Origin of the sequence: Dickeya zeae NCPPB 2538, assembly GCF_000406165.1 — a bacterium.
Classification (GTDB): Bacteria; Pseudomonadota; Gammaproteobacteria; order Enterobacterales; family Enterobacteriaceae; genus Dickeya; species Dickeya zeae.
On record NZ_CM001977.1, the window covers coordinates 3049453 to 3069168 of the forward strand.

A 19716-nucleotide genomic window follows, 5' to 3' on the forward strand; every position below is an offset into this window, starting at 1 on the left:
GTCCCGACTGGTCATGCCGGTTAGGCGTTTTCAGCCCGCAGGCTCGCCGGACGCATGTCCTGCCAGTGGGTTTCGGTATAGGCGATGCACGCCTCGCGGGACTGCGGCCCGTAGACCACCTGCCAGCCCGCCGGTACGGCGGCAAACTCTGGCCACAGGCTGTATTGCTGTTGCTCGTTGGTGACGACCAGAAATGTCAGACGATCATCGTCAAACGGATTAACTTGTTCCTGACTCATTGTTGTTACCTCATGTGATAAGGGGTGCTGTGCGTTATCGGGTATGGGTGTGGTTCAACAACCAACGACATCCGTCCATCAACCCGCCACGCCAACACAAGGTGTCATGCCCACCGGCATACACACGCTGGTAAACCTGATGCCCTGCGGCTATCAGCGCCTCATGCATCTGTTGATTGACGAAGGCGATATCCGCCTCACGTCGTCCCGCTTCCTGAAAAATCACCAGCGGCGATGCGGCCCGGCCACCCTGCTGCACCTGGGTCACCAACACGCCGGGCTCCAGCGTCGCGTGCTGGTCAAAATCGGTAATGAATTGCAGATTCGGCCACCAGAACGAGCCAGATTGCGTAAGTACGCGACCGAAACGCTGCGGCCAGTGCAACCCGGCGTACAACGCCGCCAGCCCGCCATAACTCTGCCCGGCTACGACGGTGCGGTTCGGATCGTCGCTAAACGGCGTCAGGCGTGCCGCCTGCGGCAGCAATTCCTGCTGCACCGTCTGCCAGAACGCGGCATCGCACGGCAGTTCCCGACAACGGGTTTCTCCATCAATCGCGTCAATAAATAACCAAACGGCAGGCGGGAGATTCCCCTGTGCGGTTTCCGTATCGAGAGCGCTAAAGAGCGGTGTGTCGTCAGCCCACCGCTGCCCATCCAGAATGAGACAGAGTGGCCGTTGTGCCGGTATGTCGCTCTCCCCGGTGGTGTACAGCCAGATGCGACGCTGGTTGCCGAGCTGCTCGCTCTGCCAGTCAAACACCGTCAGCCGGGCGGGGTCTGCGCCATGCGCCTCGCCTTGATCCACAGCACGCCAGGACTGCTGTGGTGGTGCACCCGGCATATGCGCCGCTGACAATTGCGTTCCCCACGGTCGGTTCAGGTTGAGCGGATCGGCCATCGCGCAGGGGAACAGCGAACACCACCACGCCCGCTGCTGGTCATCCCGCTGTTGGTCATCGTCGCTGAATGCCGGTGGCAGTTGCGCCGCCTCAATCGGAATCAGGGAATAACTGCCACGCCAGTCGTGTTCAATCACCATCGACCAATGCCAGACATCGGTACCGGGCAGGCGCGCCAGGCTCTGCGGATCGGTACTGTGGTGATCGGTCACGCCGTTGATATCGGCATAGACCCGTTGGATAGCGGAGTGATGCTCATCGCCGTTCGGGTCACGCCAGAGAAAGGTCACGCGAACCCGCTCACTATCTTGCGTTTCCACCAGCGGCGTCCCCACGCTGGCGATCTGTTGCCACCACGCGTCATCCCCGGTTTGCGGTGATGACAACAGCGTGGCGGCGAAGCCTGACGGCTGTACTGCCGACATCAAAACCTCCTGTGTCTGCCCTTTACGTTTCACTTACATTTAGTTAACAGAACTAATGTGTCCATTCGTGAATTTACATTTATTTAGACAACGAGAATAATATTGAGAAACATTTTCATTTGCAATAATATGCAATTCCCAAAGTTTACTGGGATTTAAAAACTCGCCATCTGGTCACATATCGCTAAAAAACAAATTAACCACATGAATTTAAAGTTAATTCGATTTTTTAATGCAAAGAATGGCAAGGCCGGTGAGTACACAGCCTGATGTACACAAAAAATAAGGTCTTTCACAGGAGGGGATCTCTGATGCATAGCACCAGGAAGAAACAATTAACAAAACTAAAGTCTTGGCAGAAAAATAAAAACGCCATGCCAGCCATGCTGGCTTCCACCTTGCTGGTGGCTGCTCATGCACAGGCAGCGGACACCACGACCAGTACCGATACCATCGTGGTGTCGGCAACCGCCGCTGAAAGCGTGACTGCACCGCTGAAAGGCATCGTGGCGAAGGAAAGTGCGTCCGGCACCAAAACCAGCACGCCGCTCATCAAAACCCCACAATCCGTCACCGTGGTCACCCGCGACCAGATGGACGCACAAGCGGTTTCTTCCGTATCCGACGCTCTGAACTATTCCAGCGGCGTGGTCAGCAACTACCGCGGTTCGTCTAACCGCAACGATGAAGTGATTGCCCGTGGTTTCCGCTACGCGCCGAAATTCCTTGATGGCCTGAGCTATGGCCTGAGCGGCCAGGGTGCTGCGCTGGGGAAAATAGATCCCTGGTTGCTGGAGCGAGTAGAGTTGGTGCACGGCCCTGCTTCCGTCCTGTATGGACAGGTCAACCCCGGCGGGCTTATCAGCATGACCAGCAAACGCCCAACGGCAGAAGATATCCACAAAGTGGAATTCAGCGCGGGTAATCAACATCTGGGTGAAGCGGCGTTTGATTTCGGTGGCGCACTCAATGACGATAAAACCCTGCTTTACCGCCTCAACGGTATCGCCAGCACCCGTGATGAATTCGTCAAGGATTACAAAGAGAAGCGCGTTGCTATCGCGCCAGCCATTACCTGGTTGCCGAACAGCGATACCAGCTTTACGCTGCTGACCAGTTACCAGAACGATCCTAAGGCCGGTTACCGCAACTTCCTGCCTAAGATAGGTACCGTGACCGAAGCCAGCGCAGGTTATATTCCGCGTGATCTGGACGTCAGCGACCCTAACTACAATCGTTCGAAACGTGAGCAGATTGGCATCGGTTATATTTTCGACCACTCCTTCAACGATAACGTCTCTTTCCAGCAAAACTTCCGCTATTCCCAGCTAAGAGAACGTTACAAGTATCTGGTGTATACCTGGAGTAACCCGGAGATCTCTGATACGTCGCTGTCCCGCCGTCAGGTGCGTGAAGAGCTGAACGCCGATGAAATCGGTCTGGATAACCAGATGAAGGTCAAACTGGAAACCGGCGATGTCCAACACACTGTACTCAGTGGGGTGGATTACAAATGGCAGGATCGCGATTACAACTACTGGCGCAACAGCGGTTCGGGATACAACTTTGACTGGGCGAACCCCAGCTACGGTGGTTCTTATCTGGTCAGTGACAGCCAGCTCTCGTTGAACCAGTCTTACAAGAAGAAACTCGATCAGGTCGGCGTTTATCTGCAAGACCAGATGGAATGGAATCAGTGGAACCTGCTGCTGTCCGGCCGCCATGACTGGAGCCAAATACGCACGCAAGACCACACCACCAGTACTTCAACACAGCAAGATGACAGTAAATTCACCGGTCGTACTGGCCTGCTCTACGCGTTCGATAACGGTATTTCGCCGTATGTCAGCTACAGCACCTCGTTTGAACCCAACCTGGACTCTGGTGCCCCCGGCACGCCTGCGTTTAAACCGACCACCGGTGAACAATCCGAGGTGGGTATCAAGTTCCAGCCTAAAGGCAGCAATACCCTGCTGACCTTATCGCTGTTTGATATCACGCAGAAAAACATCACCTCGTACAACAGCGTGACCCAGTACAACGAACAGATCGGCAAAGTGAAATCCAAAGGCGCGGAAGCGGAAGTGCACACGCAACTGACGCCGGAAATCAGCCTGATGGCGGCCTACACCTATACCGATGCGGTCACCAAGGATAGCTACACCGCCAGCCAGGTGAACAAAACACCATCGGCGATTCCACGTCACTCTGCGTCCACCTGGGGCAGCTACAGCTTCCAGAATGGTCCGCTGCGTGGTGTCACGCTGGGTACTGGGGTGCGTTATGTCGGCTCAAGCTACGGCGATAACGCCGAGAGCTTCAAAGTCCCGGCCTATACCCTGTACGACGCGATGGCACGTTACGAGTTGGGGTCGCTCTCTTCCCAGTTGAAAGGCACCACCGTGCAACTGAACGTCAACAACCTGACCGACAAGCGCTATGTGGCGTCATGCGGTGGCGATACCGCCTGCTTCTACGGTAGCGGGCGTACTGTCGTCGCGACGGTCAGCTACAGCTGGTAATACGCGGCAGGGCGGGTTTTCCCGCCCTGCGGTGACGCCTGCGCGCCACCATTTTGTTCCACTCTCGACATAAGGATACCCCCCGTGTCAACGCTCGCAGCTACCTCTTCATCGCTGGATATCCGCACACTTCAGCACGATGATTTTCTGTTTCTGTCTCCCGACAACAGCCTACATGCCCGTGGATGTTACGCCGCCCTGTCGACGGCCGTGGCAGGGGGCGAGCACCTCCAGGGCGATGTTCAGCAGCAGGTCAACGCCCTGTTTGCCCGCGCCCGGCAGGATGGTATCGCCCGACCACTACTGGTAGGCGCGATCCCGTTTGACAAACGCCAGCCTGCACGACTGTTTGTACCGCAACAGTCGCACTGGTTCTCACGGGACTCACTACAACACGACCTGGTGCCCGCCACGCCAATAAACGCACGTCAAATACGCGAAGTACCGGGACACGATGCGTTTTGCCAGATGGTCAGCGCTGGCGTTGACGCCACCCGTAACGGTGAGCTGAATAAAATCGTACTGTCACGCCTGTTGGATATCGACACCGAGCAACCGCTGGACTCAATCCGCCTGTTGCGACAGCTCAACCAGCAAAATCCCTGGAGCTATAACTTCCACGTGCCGCTGGAACAAGGCGCGTTGCTGGGTGCCAGCCCGGAACTGTTGTTGCATAAGCAGGGTAACCAGATTGTGTCGCAGCCGCTGGCCGGTTCCGCCCGCCGTAGCGACGACCCGGTGGAAGATCAGCGCCTGCGCCGTACGCTACTGGCCTCCGCGAAAGATCGCCACGAACACCGACTGGTCACCGATGATATCCGTCGGGTACTGGCAGCTCGTTGTCGGACACTGAACATTCCGGACACCCCCGAGCTGCTGAGCACACCGGTGCTGTGGCATCTGGCGACCCGTGTTCAGGGTGAAGTGTTGAATGCCCAGGAAAACGCCCTGTCGATGGCCTGCCTGCTGCACCCCACCCCGGCGCTGTGCGGCGTACCGTTTGAAGCGGCTCGGGACCGTATCGCTCAACTGGAACCGTTCAACCGTGGGCTATTCGGCGGTATCGTCGGCTGGTGCGACGATGAAGGCAACGGCCAGTGGGTGGTGACCATTCGCTGTGGCGAAGTACGGCAAAACCGGGTACGGCTGTTTGCCGGTGCTGGCATCGTACCAGACTCTCAGCCCGTGTCTGAGTGGCACGAAACCGGCGTTAAATTGAGCACCATGCTGCGTGCATTTGGTCTGCGACAAGATCAGGAGTGTGCAGCATGATGGTTGAATTCACACGCTGGCCGCCCGAGCTGGAGCAGCGTTATCGCGAGCGGGGCTACTGGCTGGATCTCCCGCTGGGCGACATCCTCACCCGCCATGCCGATAATGACGCCATCGCCCTGATCGATGGCGAACGCACGCTCAGCTACCGCCAGATGAACCAACTGGTGGCGCAATTAGCTGGCTCACTGCAACGCCAGGGGATCACCCCAGGTCAAACGGCGCTGGTACAACTAGGCAATACCGCCGAGTTCTACCTGACCTACTTCGCACTGTTGCGTGCCGGTATCGTGCCGGTCAACGCCCTGTTCAGCCATCAGCGCAGCGAGCTGTGCGCCTATGCCGACCAGATTGCGCCAACGCTGCTGATAGCCGATCGCAGCCACGCATTGTTCGCCAACGATGATTTTATCAACGAACTACGCCAGCGCTGCCCCACGTTACAGCACGTTCTGCTGCGTGGTGATGGCAACACGTCTCAGGATTTGTCACAGCGATTGCTGGAAGCGGAAGCCTTCGCACCGGCAACCCCGACACCCGCCGATCAGGTGGCATTTTTCCAGCTTTCCGGCGGTAGCACCGGTACCCCGAAACTGATTCCTCGTACCCACAACGATTACTACTACAGCATTCGCGGCAGCGTGGAGATTTGCCGGGTTGACGCACATACCCGTTTCCTGTGCGCCCTGCCCGCCGCCCACAACTACCCGCTCAGTTCGCCAGGCGCACTGGGTGTGTTCTATGCCGGGGGCACGGTCGTGCTGGCAAGCGACCCCAGCCCAGCCTGCTGTTTCCCATTGATTGCGCAGCATCGCATCACCCTCACCGCGCTGGTTCCCCCGGCTGTCACACTGTGGCTGGAAGCGGTGGCGTTATCGGGCGATCGCCACGCGCTAGCAAGCCTGCGCGTACTGCAGGTCGGTGGTGCTCGGTTAAGCGAATCGCTGGCACGACGCATACCGACGGAACTGGGTTGCCAGTTACAGCAAGTGTTCGGCATGGCCGAGGGGCTGGTGAATTACACCCGGCTGGACGATGACGATGTCCACTGCTTTACCACGCAGGGCCGCCCTATCAGCGACGATGACGAGGTCTGGGTAGCCGATGCCGACGGCAACCCGTTGCCGCACGGTACACCGGGCCGTCTGATGACGCGTGGCCCCTACACCTTCCGTGGTTACTACCGCAGCCCGGCCTACAACCGTCAGGTATTCGACGCGCAAGGGTTCTACTGCTCCGGCGATGTGGTGATCCAACAGGCCGATGGCTACCTGCAAGTGGTCGGGCGTGAAAAAGACCAGATCAACCGTGGTGGGGAAAAGATTGCGGCTGAAGAGATCGAAAACCTGCTGCTTCGCCACCCCGCCGTGATCAATGCCGCGCTGGTGGCGGTGCCCGACCCGATGATGGGTGAGAAAAGCTGCGCTTTTCTGGTCACCCGCGAGCCACTCAAAGCGGTGACATTACGTCGCCACCTGCGTGAGCAGGGTATCGCCGACTACAAATTACCGGACCGATTTGAACAACTGCCCACCCTGCCGGAAACCGCGGTGGGCAAAGTCGATAAACAGCGGCTACGCCAGCTGGCGCAACAGCCTGTCGCAACGGCCGCTGCAGGAGAATAAATCATGGCTATTCCAAAACTGAACGCCTACCCACTTCCCAGCGCAGAGCATCTGCCGGTCAATAAGGTGAACTGGCCGGTTGACGCCTCACGCGCGGCCTTGCTGATTCATGACATGCAAAACTACTTCCTTAATTTCTGGGGAGAAAACAGCCCGCTGACCGAACAGTTGATCGCCAACATCGCTCGCCTTCGGCAGGCATGTCGTCAGCAGGGCATCCCGGTGTTTTATACCGCTCAGCCTAACCAGCAAAGCGACGCTGACCGGGCACTGCTCAACGACATGTGGGGACCGGGACTCAATCGCCACCCGGAACAACAGCGCATTGCCGCGGCCCTGACGCCGGAAGACAGCGATACCGTGCTGGTGAAATGGCGCTACAGCGCTTTCCACCGTTCTGATCTGGAACAGCGCTTGAAATCATCCGGCCGTGACCAATTGATTATCTGTGGGGTATACGCGCATATCGGTTGCCTGACGACCGCTACCGATGCGTTTATGCGTGACATCAAACCGTTCATGGTAGCCGATGCGCTGGCAGATTTTTCCCAGGAAGAACACCTGATGGCGCTGCGTTATACCGCCGGTCGCTGCGGCCGGGTGCTGACCTGCGAACAACTGCTGGATGCCCTCGCGCCACAGACGGACGACGGCCTGATGCGCCTGCGCGCCGAACTGCTGCCGTTGCTGGATGACGATGACGACATCGGTGACGACGACAACCTGCTGGATTATGGGTTGGATTCGGTACGCATCATGTCGCTGGTGACCCGCTGGCGTCAGCAAGGGCATGACCTGGACTTCGTGGCATTAGTGAAAAAGCCTACATTGCGTCACTGGCACCAGTTGCTCAGCCAGCGTCAGGCGGAGGAAGCATGAGCGTCGCGTTGGATTTCAGCGGTAAGCAAGTGTGGGTGACCGGTGCCGGACGTGGCATCGGTTATGACATCGCCTGCCGTTTTACCGAGGCGGGGGCGACCGTCACCGGGTTTGACCGCGCCTTTTCCTCAGACTCCCTGCCGTTTCACGCCATCGAGCTGGATGTCAGCGATGCGGCGGCTGTTGCTGCCACCTGTGCCAGACAACTGGCACAGACGCCGCATCTGGATGTGCTGATTAACGGTGCCGGGATCCTGCGCATGGGCCACACCGAAACACTCAGTCAGCAAGACTGGCAGGATTGCCTGAACGTCAACGCAGGCGGCGCGTTTCATCTGTTTCAGGCCGTGATCCCACAATTTCAGCGGCAACGCGGCGGTGCTATCGTGTCTATCGGCTCTAACGCCGCACATGTACCGCGCGTCGGCATGGCCGCCTATTGCGCTTCCAAGGCGGCGTTACGCAGCCTGTGCCTGACCGTCGGTCTCGAACTGGCGCCGTATGGCGTGCGCTGCAATCTGGTCTCCCCCGGCTCCACCGATACCCCGATGCAGCGCAGCCTGTGGCACGCCCCCGATGCAGAACAACACACCATCGCCGGTTTTCCAGAACAGTTCAAACTGGGTATTCCGCTCGGCAAAATCGCCCGTCCGCGCGACATTACCGATACGGTGCTGTTTCTGGCGTCTGATTTGGCAGGCCACGTGACGTTACAGGATGTGGTCATCGACGGTGGTGCTACGCTGGGTGCATGACCCCGGCACTGGCTCTTGATGGAGATACAGGAGGAACACACAGTGATCTGGAAACGCGTCACCACGCTGGACATGCTCAACCAGATGAGTGAAGACTGCATGTTGTCGCATCTGGGGATCCGTTTTGTCCACATGACGGACAACAGTCTGGAAGCGCTGATGCCGGTAGACGCCCGCACCCGACAGCCGTTTGGCCTGTTGCATGGCGGTGCTTCGGTGGTGCTGGCCGAATCTCTCGGCTCAGTGGCGGGCTGGCTGTGCACCGAGCCGGGTGCCAGCGTGGTCGGCGTAGAGATTAACGCCAGTCATCTACGGGCGGTGACACAAGGAGAGGTACGGGGAATCTGCCAGCCGCTGCATCTGGGCCGCCAGACACAAGTCTGGCAGATAGAAATACAGGACGAACGCCAGCGGCGCTGCTGCATCGCCCGGCTGACCACCGCGGTGATTCAACCGTAGAAGTCGTAAATAAGAAAAAGGAGGCCGATGGCCTCCTTCAGATTGCTGACAAACACCTTAATTATCGGTGAGTGGGTTTTTCTGGCGTTACAAACAGTGCTGAGGTGGCCGACTTCGCCGGGTGAGCCGCATGGACGCGGCGAAAGCCCGTGCCGCGTCGGACAAAAACGTCGGGAACGTTTTTGAACAGCGTTTACGCTGGCCCGAAGGGCGAGCCCCATGAATGGGGCGAGTAAACGCGTCACGGGCGGCCCGAACAGCGAAGTCAAACGCCGAAGGTAGCGCGCAGCGCCACTGTTTAGCCACCAAGCCAGTGGTCAAGGAGAGGCGGCGTTTGAGCCTCTCATTGTCGTGCGTGCGATAAAGCAGCAAAGAAATTACACCGTTTATTCCGCACGAAACTGCTCACTGACCGGGCAAACTTCACCATTCATAAAACAACATCGCTGTTTGTAAACAACCTCCTGGTGAGTTTTACTCCGCCAATACCGGGTAATCGGTATAGCCTTCCGCCCCCGCACCATAGATCGTGCTGCCGTTGAGTTCATTCAGCGGTGCACCGCGACGCAAACGCTCAACCAGATCCGGGTTGGCGATATACACTCTCCCAAATGACACCGCATCCGCCTCGCCATCCGCTAACAGTTGTTCGGCCGAGTCACGGGTCAGACCATCGTTGGCGATCACCACACCACGGAAGGTTTTACGGATCAGCGGCAAAATACGCTGTGGGGTATCCAGCGCTTCACGCACAAAGATGAAGGCCAGTTTACGGCTGTCGAGTTGTTCTGCCACATAGCCGAACAGCGCTTGCGGATTGGAGTCCTGCATTGAATGGGTGTTAGACATGGTATTCAGGTGCACGCCGACCCGATCCGCTGGCCAGACGGTCAACACAGCATCGACGGTTTCCAACAGGAAACGCGCCCGATTAGCAATCGAGCCGCCGTACTGATCGGTGCGCTGGTTTGAGCCATCATGCAGGAATTGATCGAACAGGTAACCATTGGCCGCATGGATTTCCACCCCATCAAACCCAGCGCGTTTGGCGTTTTCCGCCGCCTGACGAAAGTCTTCAACAATCCCTGGGATTTCATCCGTTTCCAGCGCGCGTGGCACCACATACGGTTTGTATGGGCGAATCGTCGCCACATGCCCTTCTGCCGCAATGGCGCTGGGAGCCACCGGTAACTCGCCGTCCAGATAGACGGGGTCTGAAATGCGCCCCACATGCCACATCTGCAACACCATTTTGCCGCCTGCCGCGTGGACCGCTGCATTGATGCGACGCCAGCCTTCAATGTGTTCCTCCGACCAGATGCCTGGGGTATTGGGGTAACCGACCCCCTGTGGTGTAACAGCGGTCGCTTCCGTCAGGATCATCCCGGCACTGGCGCGCTGAACGTAATATTCCTGCGACAGCGCGCTTGGGATACGCTGATCAAAAGCACGCATGCGGGTCAGCGGCGCCATGACAATACGGTTTTCAGCCTGAATAGCACCAATATGAATAGGATCAAACAAACCTGACATAGCATTTTCCTTATTTGTTGGCGGTCGATACGGGTAGTAATACACCCGCCGCCGAGTGTTGTTAGCAAACAGCAATGTGATGCCAGAACGATCATGCGATAGCCGACTACCCGGTAACAACGCGCCAGTAACAGCGGTGGTAGCGGTAACGGCTCAGGACAAGGGATATACCTTATTGCAGGAACAGCCGCCATACCATTCGGTGCTAATGACGACGCATCAGGTTATATACGCGCTGAATACGCCAGGTGGAGGACAAAGAACCTACTGGGTTAACGCAGGGTGCATTGGCCCATCGGGCGACAGGCCAATATATATACCCGTCATACTTCAAGTTGCAGGTGTGTTGGCTGCGTTCATTCACCCGAATCACTTACCTGAGTAAGCTCATCGGGATTCACTCACTTGCCGCGCTACAAGGCTCTAACGTGCCTTGCCCTAAAGGGCCAACGCATCGCGTTGTTCAACACGCGAGCGTGTTGTCCTGCAACTCGAATTATTTTGGGTATAGATCAGATAAGCAAACCAACACGTTAGTCGCCTATCAATGACGAAGATAGGTAGGGATAGTCATACCAGCCTGTGTGCAAGTCTCGCCGCATCAACCAGCAGGCGACAGGTGCTCACCAAACGCCGCCAGACGTTGCAGCCCATACTCCCATTTACCAAACCCAGCTTCAGCATTGATATGCCCGCCTTCGCCCACATCCACCAAATCACTTCCCCAGACTTTCGCCCAGTATTCAGCACGGGAAAAGGTCATCAACGGATCGTTGTGGCTGGCAAATGCCAGACTGGGTACCGCCAGTTGCTCGGGTAGAATTCGGTCTTCAATCTCAAAACGCATGGGTTCTGCTGGTGCCACCAGCATCACACCGGCAATCCCTTCCATGCCCTGCTGGACCACATGGCAAGCGGCCAGCGCGCCAAAACTGTGGCCTATCAGCACCGCAGGGCGATCACAGGTCGCCAGTTCGCGGCGAATAGCCAACACCCAGCGATCCAGATCCGCCTGATACCATTCTTTCTGGCGGATACGCCGCCAGAAGGGAAACCGGCGTTCCCAGTAGCTCTGCCAGTGGTCTTCGTCACTGTCACGTAATCCCGGCACCAGCACCATCGTTAAGCGCGAGTCGAGCTCTCTCAGCCGCTGGTCTACTTCTGTTGTCTGCATCAGGTTCTGTGTCTCCCTGTTGATTGTCCGTCAGGATGACACAGACAGCATTGACGACATCGCCATCCTTACATCCTTTCCATTACAATCTGATAACAATATCAGTACCGGCTTACAGCCTACCACGGGATTCCTGATTTGTATTCTGATTCAGTACAGCAATTTATATGCTGGCCCGATTCACCAAAAAAACGATTTTTTCTTTTTATGTCTGGTACTTGCCACAATATAACCTGCTGGCTTACCCCGTCTGCCGCAAGAATGTCTATTCCATGGGGCCGACGATACGGCGATCATCGTCACTATTGAGGATAACTGAGCACGTCAATGAGCCAGCGTTAAACATTCCGCTTGAATTTCGCCCCTGACCCAGCGTAGATTAGCGCCGATTCCCTCATCTGCCCGCCCAGGCGGCAGTGACTGGGGATCGTCTTAATACAGGCGGCTCCTGAAAGCTAAACGCACAATCGGAATTATTGCTGGTGTAGAAATTATTGCTGGCGTAATAGTCCTGGAGAAAAATCAGTGAAGTACTTATTCATGGGCGTTTCGTTTATTTTATTTTTATGGGTAGGCACTTTTTTACTGATGCTGGAATAACCCTGACGGTTTTTCCTCATCCACTTCGACAGAAGGCTCCTGTTGAAGCGACAACAAAAAATAATTATCAGTACACGAAAGACGAATAAACGACAGGCTGGCAGCTATTCTGCCAGCCTGTTCCTTTTAGCGGTACGGAGAAAAGAAACCGGCTGCAAGACGGTATCAGGCTCGCTAGTGACTCCAGCCACCAAGCACATTCAACACCAGACCGATTGCGCCACTCACCGCCAGCCAGGGGCCAAACGCCAGCGGTTGCTGCATACTGATACGCCGGATGCGCCGCCACAACAGTGTCGCCACCAGCCCGGCTAACGACGCGATCAACACCAGATTAGGTAACGCCTGCCAGCCAAGCCAGGCACCCAGCACCGCCAACAGTTTGAAGTCACCGTACCCCAGCACCTCTCGTCCACTCAGCAGGCGAAATACCCAGTAAATCAGCCACAGCGACAGGTACCCCGCCATGGCACCGATAACCGCCTGCTCAAGCGGTACAAACGTATCGGCCAGGTTGAACAACAACCCGCACCATAATAGCGGCAATGTCATCACGTCCGGTAATAGTTGGGTTCGCGCGTCAATCACTGCCAGCGCCAGCAACATGCTAATACACAGCAATGCGCCCAGCAGCGCCAGCCCCGGTTGCCAGAGTAAACCGGCCAGCAAAAAAGCGCCCCCGGACAGCAATTCAATCAGCGGATAACGCCAGGATACCTCGCCACCGCAACAGTGGGCGCGCCCATGCAGCCATAACCAGCTCAGCACTGGAATATTGTCACGCACACGTAAGTGTTGATGGCAGTGTGGGCAGGAAGACGGCGGCCAGCACAGATCATAACGAGAAGGCGGCGCACCAACGGGCAACCCCAGGTGGAAACGCGCCTCCTGCTGCCAGCGCCGCTCCAGCATGACAGGTAACCGGTGGATAACCACGTTGAGGAAACTGCCGATGACCAGCCCCAGCACTAACAGCATCCCCAGCCAGATACGCGGGCTAGTATTGGCGAAGGTGACCAGATCCATGTTGTTCTCCTATTCCGATCCCTGATGGCTGATATGCTGACACACACTACTGGCGTTACCTAGACAGCCGCGAGCCGGACATTGTTTTTTACGAGCCAGTACGCAGAACAGCTGACTTCGGGGATTGGTCCGTTACAACACCCGCTCCAGCGACAAACGGGTCACTTCCACGATGCCAGGACTGTTGGGTACCGCTGTCACATCCATCCCTTGGGTAATCACACCATTTTTCTGTTCCAGTTCGGCCAGCCAGTGCAGCAGGTTATTAAAGTCGCTACGGGCCAGCGTTACCGATACCTGCGACTCCTGCGGCTGCATACGCAGTACAGTAATGCCGAAACGGGCGGCGCTTTGCGGCACCAGCACCGTCAGGCTGATGTCACGACCGGCAATTTGTCGCCGTACGCCTTCCTGAGGCGGTAACCGTGGCGCTTGCTGTTGCATCCAACGCACGGTCTGACGCTCACGATCGATAGTCATCTGCCATTGTCGCGCACTCTCCTGCCAGGGTGACCAGATCAGGTAATACAACAGGCAAAGTACCACCAGACCGCCACACGCCAGCATCATCATCCGCTCACGCTGGCTCATTATCTGCCAGCGACGACGTAATTCATTCATGGCTGACTCCTCAGGGTTAACTGGCCTTCAACATGGTCTTTTTCCTGCTTCATTTCCCCCGGCGGGATCTGGAAATACGCCTGAGCTTGCTGGCGGAACTGCTCCATCTGCGCATAGGACGTGGCACGCAGGCTGAGCCGTAACTCATCGCGGCTCCGATCGTACGACAACGACTGCAACGACACGCCGTCATTCTGCGCCACCAGTTGCTGCAACCGATTCATCTGCTCGGTCAAGGCAAAGCCGCCGCCTCCCGTACGTACCTCCTGCAAATGGCGTTGCATCTGCGCACGCGGGTTAACCACCTGTTTTTCATCCGGGAACAATTTGCGGTATACCCGCACGCTTTCCTGACGCCAGTAGTCCGCCTGGCGATACAATTGATAATGGGTCCAGACCGATTCCCCCAACACCAGCAGCAACCAGGCAGACAAAGCAATCAGCACATTGCGCCACGGCAACAGCGCCTGTTTCCAGGGCTTCACCGGCGCATACTCCCCCTGCCGCAAATCCATACTCATCGGCAAGGCCGCTTGTGCCGCCAATGTCAGTAAATCGGTTACCGGTTGTGGTTGCCAGGTGAGTGCCGACGCAGGTACCGGGCTGTAGCAATGCACGGCGGGTAATGGCTGAAAGCTGGACAGCAACGATTGATACCAGCTTTCCTCAGCAGCCATGCCAACACCGGTATCCTGGCGGAATAACCACAGATTCTGGTGGCTAATGGCACTCCAGGCGCTATCGGCACGCGGCAATGCCATCACATCCGGCATGATGGTTTCTAGCGGCACGCCCAGTTCCTCGCACAACGTCAGCCACGCCTGCAAACGTGACTTTTGCACCACCGCCACCGTCGCGGTATCCCCTTGCATGTCCATAACGGCAAAATGCAACTGGTCAATATCGCTTGCTACCTGCTCTTCCAGCATGAATGGAATCGCCTGTAACAGTTGCCGACGCGACTGGCGTGGTAATGACAGGTTATGCAGCGTCACATCCGTGGACGGCACCAGAGCTCGTGCCGACATGACCGGATAATCCACTAACGCCGACTGGAGGCTCTCCAGCGTGCCTGTCCCTCTGGATAACGCCTGGTGGCGGCTGACAGACCAGATAAGCCACTCCAGACTGCCGGAGGCTTCTGTCGGTAACCGTAAAATCAGTTGTTGTTTGCCGCTGATATTTTCGGCCTTGTTCATGGGTTCACCGTCCTATATCCCCCGTACTGACGCTGTACGACCTCAGTCTGTTTACCACGGTGAAACAGGCTGCGTTGATAGAATTCACTGTCGTCCACCCGTATCTGTATGTCGGCAAAAAACCAGTCGCTCTTTATCACCAGCGCCTGGCGAGCGCCAGTCTTACCATTTCCCGACAGGGTCAGCATCCCCATAAAATCATTAAGATTGCGCCACCCTTGCGGTGGCCGCTGCTGCAATATTCGCTCAGCGATATCCAGATTGATTTCGCCCATGAATAACGCCGATAGCAGCGGCGCGCTGTCTGGTGTCAGCGTATTCACATTAATAGCCAGCTTATCCACCGGCAAAACGCAGACATAAGGCAATAACCGGCGATATAACCCCGCATCCACCCCCATGACCGCCCGCAGCTCTGAAACATCCGCCATACGCTGGTTACCGGGATGAAAATTGACATAGCTGTCGTCTTCCGCCCCGTTCATCAGCGGCTCGCTATCCTCATCAATCCAATCGCGAACCGCATCGGTGATACGCTCCGCTTGCTTAGGCTCTTCCCCCAACACCATCAATAGCTGGCGAAAAACCCGCGCGGCATAAGGCCCTTGTTCAGGGTTGGCGCTGTTGGTGCTACTGCTGTTGTTACCTGTGCCACTGTTACTACTTGAACTGCTACTGCTTGTATTGCTACTGCCCGTTGAATTGTTGTCGCTACTCTTGCCGGACGCACCCGTCGCCGTTGTATTCTTTGCCGGGCTCAACGCATTCAGATTAAGACAAGCCTGACCATCTTGTACCTGGGCGCGAATTTCGCTGCCGTCAGACATTATCTGATGGTCCACTTTAGACCATGGCTGACCGATAAAAGTACTCTGTGGTGAAGCCTTCGCATCACGCTGTAGCACACTGGAAATCAGCGACTCTGCGCCCAAGGCATACCAGCGGGCCTGAGAACGGTTCAGTAAATTGCTGGTGCGTTGCCAGGCTTTGCCGCTGCGCTCCGTAATCGACGCGGCGATAGTGACCATCAATGCCAGCATCAACATCACGATCAGCAGGGCGACACCACGTTGGCGACGACTCATGAATCCCCCCCGCTGTTATCATCTGGTGCGGCCTGCTGGTTCTGCTCGCTGTCGGTATTGTCCTGCGACTGTTGTTCCTGACTGCTCACGTTCTTATCGTCGTCGCGGTTATCGCCGTTTTGTCCCGCTTTATTTTGACTTTGCGTCGCCACGTAGCGCGGCGTCACCATAAACACGCGGGTAATGTCGCCATAATCCCGCAGGGTCACGACGATGGCGATACCTCGCGGCAGATGGGTCGTATCATCCCAGCGATCCTGCCAGCCATCCTTGCCGAAAAAGCGCAAGACGAAACCACTGACGCCGGTTAACACCGCCCGTATCGCCGGTTCCTGCGTCGACAGTGGTTCGGAAGAATCATAAAACAACCGCTCCAGCGTATCGCCACGCAGCCGGTATCCGACCCGCTGTAGTTCCGAACGCGGCATAATGCCCAGCGGGTTGAGCCAACCATTGCGGATGAAGCTGACTGCCCAATCGGCGCTGCCTAATTGATAACGCTCAGCGTAAAACCCCAGTTCATAACCTTGGCTACGGCGAGGAACGATTTGTGAAAAATCCCGCTCCATCAGGGAAAAGCCTCGTTGCAGTTCTGCCAGTCGGGCTTCTTTGCGCGCTGACGCCTCATCGTTATGCATCACGCCGTTCATCACCTGCGAGGCAGCCAGACTCAACGCCGCGAAAATCGCCAGCGCCAGCATCATTTCCAGCAAGGTAAAGCCGCTTTCTGGCCGTTTCACTCTTTCTGGACGTTTCACTGCGCAGGGTCTCCCGGCTGAACCTGATAACTGCGCAATACGGCATCGGCAGCCCGGCTGTCACGATCATGGCGCACTTCAACATCGATGGCGCGTACCTGCGGATCCGCTGTGGCTACCCCCTGAATGCGCCAAAACCACTGTGAACCGGCAAAATTAACCTCACCCGTTACCCATTGGGTTTGTGGCCACTGTTTTTCCAGCCGCATCACCGCCTGTTGATTTTCCGCAATCCAGAGCGCAAACGTCTTCTCTTCCAGACGCCCCAGGCTATTGGCCTGCTGCGCGGTTGTCTTCAGCACCGTCAACCCCGCCAGCGCGAAAATCACCAACGCCACCATCACTTCAAGCAACGTCATTCCCTGTTGTTTCATCCCTTAGCGCTCCGCTTCCAACGACGTGTGTAGCTGACCGTTGGTATCGACCTGTAGCCAGGCAGAGTCATTACCGTTACGCAAGGTCAGACGAAAAGGCGTCACTTCGCCGCCCGGCAGAATCAGGATATGCGGGTCGCCATTGCCCGGTGAAAAACCGGCACCGTCGCCCGCAGCGCCTGCCTGCGTGGACAGTTCAATTTGAAAGCTAGCTGGCAATTCGCTGGGGGAAGACAGGCGGTACGGCTGCCACGGCACCCAAACATAGCGCAGACGTTGTTGATCTTCGGGCGAGTTCTCCACGACCTGACGCTGTAACAGTGCGTATTGCCAGCGGTGAGGTTGCAGATAAATCCCCAGAATATGGTCATTCATCTGGCTGTCCTCCACCGCGTATTGCAGTTGTGCTTTAAAGCGGGCTATCTGCCAGCCGCTGTCCTGCTGCTTGGGCGCAGGGATCGCCATCATGACCAGTGTGGCGGCAATGCCAGCCAGCAACACCACCAGCATGATTTCCAGCAGCGTGAATCCCCGCTGGCGCACAATCAGGGGTTCCCGTTGCCGTTGTTACCGTTATTGTGCGCACCATTGCCGACATTCCAGTTGCCAATGTCGTCATCGGTATCCGGCATGCCATCCGGGCCGTAGGAGAACACGTCTATCTTGCCGTGACGGCCTGGGCTGACCAGTTGGTATTCCGCGCCCCATGGGTCTTGTGGTAAACGGCGAATATATCCATCCTGCGGATAGTTTCGTGGTTCCGGCGGCGTGGTCGGTTTTTTCACCAACGCCCCCAGCCCTTGTTCGGTTGTCGGGTAACGGCTGTTATCCAGTTTGTACATGTCCAGTGCGCTCTCCAGCGCCACTATGTCGCTGACGGCTTTCTGCTTGTCGGCTTTTTCTTTGTTGCCCATCAGGTTCGGGACAACCAGACTGGCCAGTACGCCAAGAATGACGATGACCACCATGATTTCCAACAGGGTAAAACCTCGCTGACGTCGTTCCATCTCTTTGTTACCTCATTAACGTATCAATCTTCGCTACATACTCATTAGGGTATTCAGTTGCAAAATCGGCTGGAGAATCGCCAGCACGATGAACAGCACAATGCCCGCCATACTCACCACCAGCAGCGGCTCAAACAGCCCCAGCGCCAATGTCATCTGGGCGCTGAATTCACGATCCTGGTTATCCGCGGCGCGAGTCAGCATGCCATCAAGTTCACCGCTGCGTTCACCGCTGGCAATCATGTGGCGCATCATCGGTGGGAACAGCGATGTCTGCTCCAACGCTTTGTGCAGGCTCACCCCTTCACGTACGGCGTCGGTCGCCTGCCCCAGCCGGAAGCGGGCATAATCATTGGTCAGGACATCGCCGCTGATACGCATCGCCTGCAATAGCGGCACGGCGCTGGAATTCAAAATACTTAATGTGCGGGCGTAGCGGGCGGTGTTAAGACCTCGGGCAACCCGCCCAATGACAGGTAAAAACAGTAAACGCCGGTGGAACGCCAGACGATGCTTCTCATGGCGCAGCAATACGCGCAGCCCCATGACCGCCAGTATCAGCAGTAACACCACCCAAGGCCCGTACGTTCTCACCGCGTCGCTGACACTCATCAATAACCGGGTGGACAACGGTAGCGTCTGTTTCATGTGAATAAACTGCTCGACTACTTTAGGCACCACAGCAGACAACAGGATAGACACCACCGAAATCGCCACCAGGGTCAACACACAAGGGTAAATCATCGCCTGCTGAATACGGCTACGCATCTGTTGACGCTGCTCGGTGTAATCCGCCAGTCGATTTAATACCGCATCCAGATGGCCCGAGGCTTCGCCCGCTGCCACCATCGCGCAGTACAACCGTTCAAAGCTGCCGGGAAAGTTCCCCATCGCTTCAGCCAATGAATGCCCTTCCACCACTTTGGCGCGCACCGCCGCCATCAGGGCGCTAAGCTTCGGTTTTTCACTCTGTTTCGCCACCGCGTCGAGAGCTTCTTCCAGCGGTAGCGCTGCCGCAACCAGCGTCGCCAGTTGCCGGGTCAGCAATGCCAGATCGCTGGCGCTGATACGGTGGGAACGGCGCAACGACAGCGAAAAACCACTACGGGGAGCGGCTTCGCCGCGCTGCTCCTCTATTTTGACCGGCACCAGCCCTTTCTCACGCAGCAGTTGGCGTGCGTGACGCGCAGAGTCCGCCTCCTGCATGCCCTGACTTTTCTTTCCCTGGGCGTTTAATGCCTGATACTGGAACAGCGCCATG

The 19716-nt window shown here is 56.8% G+C and carries 20 protein-coding genes; 7 read left to right on the forward strand and 13 right to left on the reverse strand.

The window, feature by feature from the left end; translation table 11 throughout:
• Positions 1-20: 20 nt before the first annotated feature.
• Positions 21-239 (reverse strand): MbtH family protein, encoded by a 219-nt coding sequence (locus DZE2538_RS13315; protein WP_019844062.1) that lies wholly within the window; start codon positions 237-239, stop codon positions 21-23.
• Positions 240-273: 34 nt separating this feature from the next.
• The gene (gene fes, locus DZE2538_RS13320; protein WP_038916542.1) at positions 274-1566 is read right to left on the reverse strand and encodes an enterochelin esterase; all 1293 of its coding nucleotides are present in this window, start codon (positions 1564-1566) and stop codon (positions 274-276) included.
• Positions 1567-1877: 311 nt separating this feature from the next.
• Here fes and DZE2538_RS13325 point away from each other — a divergent pair, with 311 nt between their 5' ends.
• The 6 genes from DZE2538_RS13325 (at position 1878) to DZE2538_RS13350 (ending at position 9078) form a co-directional block, all read left to right on the forward strand.
• Complete coding sequence (locus tag DZE2538_RS13325; protein ID WP_038916543.1) at positions 1878-4088, forward strand: TonB-dependent siderophore receptor; 2211 nt, start codon at positions 1878-1880, stop codon at positions 4086-4088.
• Positions 4089-4172: 84 nt separating this feature from the next.
• Complete coding sequence (locus DZE2538_RS13330; RefSeq protein WP_038916544.1) at positions 4173-5360, forward strand: isochorismate synthase; 1188 nt, start codon at positions 4173-4175, stop codon at positions 5358-5360.
• Positions 5357-6985, forward strand: coding sequence for a (2,3-dihydroxybenzoyl)adenylate synthase (locus DZE2538_RS13335; RefSeq protein WP_038914327.1), 1629 nt, complete (start codon positions 5357-5359; stop codon positions 6983-6985). The genes DZE2538_RS13330 and DZE2538_RS13335 overlap by 4 nt, the downstream gene beginning before the upstream one ends.
• Positions 6986-6988: 3 nt before the next feature.
• A complete protein-coding gene (locus DZE2538_RS13340; protein ID WP_038914328.1) occupies positions 6989-7864 on the forward strand; it encodes an isochorismatase family protein in 876 nt (291 codons plus the stop codon).
• Entirely contained in the window at positions 7861-8619 is a 759-nt protein-coding gene (gene dhbA / locus DZE2538_RS13345) for a 2,3-dihydro-2,3-dihydroxybenzoate dehydrogenase (protein ID WP_038916545.1), read from the forward strand. The genes DZE2538_RS13340 and dhbA overlap by 4 nt, the downstream gene beginning before the upstream one ends.
• 42 nt (positions 8620-8661) lie before the next feature.
• Entirely contained in the window at positions 8662-9078 is a 417-nt protein-coding gene (locus tag DZE2538_RS13350) for a hotdog fold thioesterase (RefSeq protein ID WP_038916546.1), read from the forward strand.
• A gap of 474 nt (positions 9079-9552) precedes the next feature.
• Here the strand turns inward: DZE2538_RS13350 and DZE2538_RS13355 are convergent, their stop codons facing one another.
• Positions 9553-10611: an alkene reductase gene (locus tag DZE2538_RS13355; protein WP_038914329.1), complete on the reverse strand. Its 1059-nt coding sequence runs from the start codon at positions 10609-10611 to the stop codon at positions 9553-9555.
• A 601-nt stretch (positions 10612-11212) separates the two neighbouring features.
• Entirely contained in the window at positions 11213-11785 is a 573-nt protein-coding gene (locus tag DZE2538_RS13360; protein WP_019844990.1) for an RBBP9/YdeN family alpha/beta hydrolase, read from the reverse strand.
• Between the two features lie 525 nt (positions 11786-12310).
• On the opposite strand from DZE2538_RS13360, the gene ypdK reads away from it, so the two are divergent.
• Positions 12311-12385 carry a membrane protein YpdK gene (ypdK, locus tag DZE2538_RS21490; protein ID WP_099327210.1) on the forward strand — a complete coding sequence of 25 codons (75 nt, stop codon included), beginning with the start codon at positions 12311-12313 and terminating at the stop codon, positions 12383-12385.
• Positions 12386-12559: 174 nt separating this feature from the next.
• Here the strand turns inward: ypdK and DZE2538_RS13370 are convergent, their stop codons facing one another.
• From DZE2538_RS13370 to gspF, 9 genes are all read right to left on the reverse strand, one after another.
• The gene (locus tag DZE2538_RS13370; protein ID WP_038916548.1) at positions 12560-13411 is read right to left on the reverse strand and encodes a prepilin peptidase; all 852 of its coding nucleotides are present in this window, start codon (positions 13409-13411) and stop codon (positions 12560-12562) included.
• Between the two features lie 132 nt (positions 13412-13543).
• A complete protein-coding gene (gene gspM, locus DZE2538_RS13375; protein ID WP_038916549.1) occupies positions 13544-14032 on the reverse strand; it encodes a type II secretion system protein GspM in 489 nt (162 codons plus the stop codon).
• Positions 14029-15231: a type II secretion system protein GspL gene (gspL, locus tag DZE2538_RS13380; RefSeq protein WP_038916550.1), complete on the reverse strand. Its 1203-nt coding sequence runs from the start codon at positions 15229-15231 to the stop codon at positions 14029-14031. The genes gspM and gspL overlap by 4 nt, the downstream gene beginning before the upstream one ends.
• Positions 15228-16316 carry a type II secretion system minor pseudopilin GspK gene (gspK, locus tag DZE2538_RS13385; protein WP_038916551.1) on the reverse strand — a complete coding sequence of 363 codons (1089 nt, stop codon included), beginning with the start codon at positions 16314-16316 and terminating at the stop codon, positions 15228-15230. Before gspK ends, gspL begins: the two co-directional genes overlap by 4 nt.
• Positions 16313-17074 (reverse strand): type II secretion system minor pseudopilin GspJ, encoded by a 762-nt coding sequence (gene gspJ, locus DZE2538_RS13390; protein ID WP_038916552.1) that lies wholly within the window; start codon positions 17072-17074, stop codon positions 16313-16315. Before gspJ ends, gspK begins: the two co-directional genes overlap by 4 nt.
• Positions 17071-17448: a type II secretion system minor pseudopilin GspI gene (gene gspI, locus DZE2538_RS13395; protein ID WP_019844984.1), complete on the reverse strand. Its 378-nt coding sequence runs from the start codon at positions 17446-17448 to the stop codon at positions 17071-17073. Before gspI ends, gspJ begins: the two co-directional genes overlap by 4 nt.
• A gap of 3 nt (positions 17449-17451) precedes the next feature.
• Positions 17452-17991: a type II secretion system minor pseudopilin GspH gene (gene gspH / locus DZE2538_RS13400; protein WP_038916553.1), complete on the reverse strand. Its 540-nt coding sequence runs from the start codon at positions 17989-17991 to the stop codon at positions 17452-17454.
• A 2-nt stretch (positions 17992-17993) separates the two neighbouring features.
• Positions 17994-18455 (reverse strand): type II secretion system major pseudopilin GspG, encoded by a 462-nt coding sequence (gene gspG, locus DZE2538_RS13405; protein ID WP_012885483.1) that lies wholly within the window; start codon positions 18453-18455, stop codon positions 17994-17996.
• 33 nt (positions 18456-18488) lie between these two features.
• A complete protein-coding gene (gspF, locus tag DZE2538_RS13410) occupies positions 18489-19715 on the reverse strand; it encodes a type II secretion system inner membrane protein GspF (protein ID WP_038916554.1) in 1227 nt (408 codons plus the stop codon).
• Position 19716 lies beyond the last annotated feature (1 nt).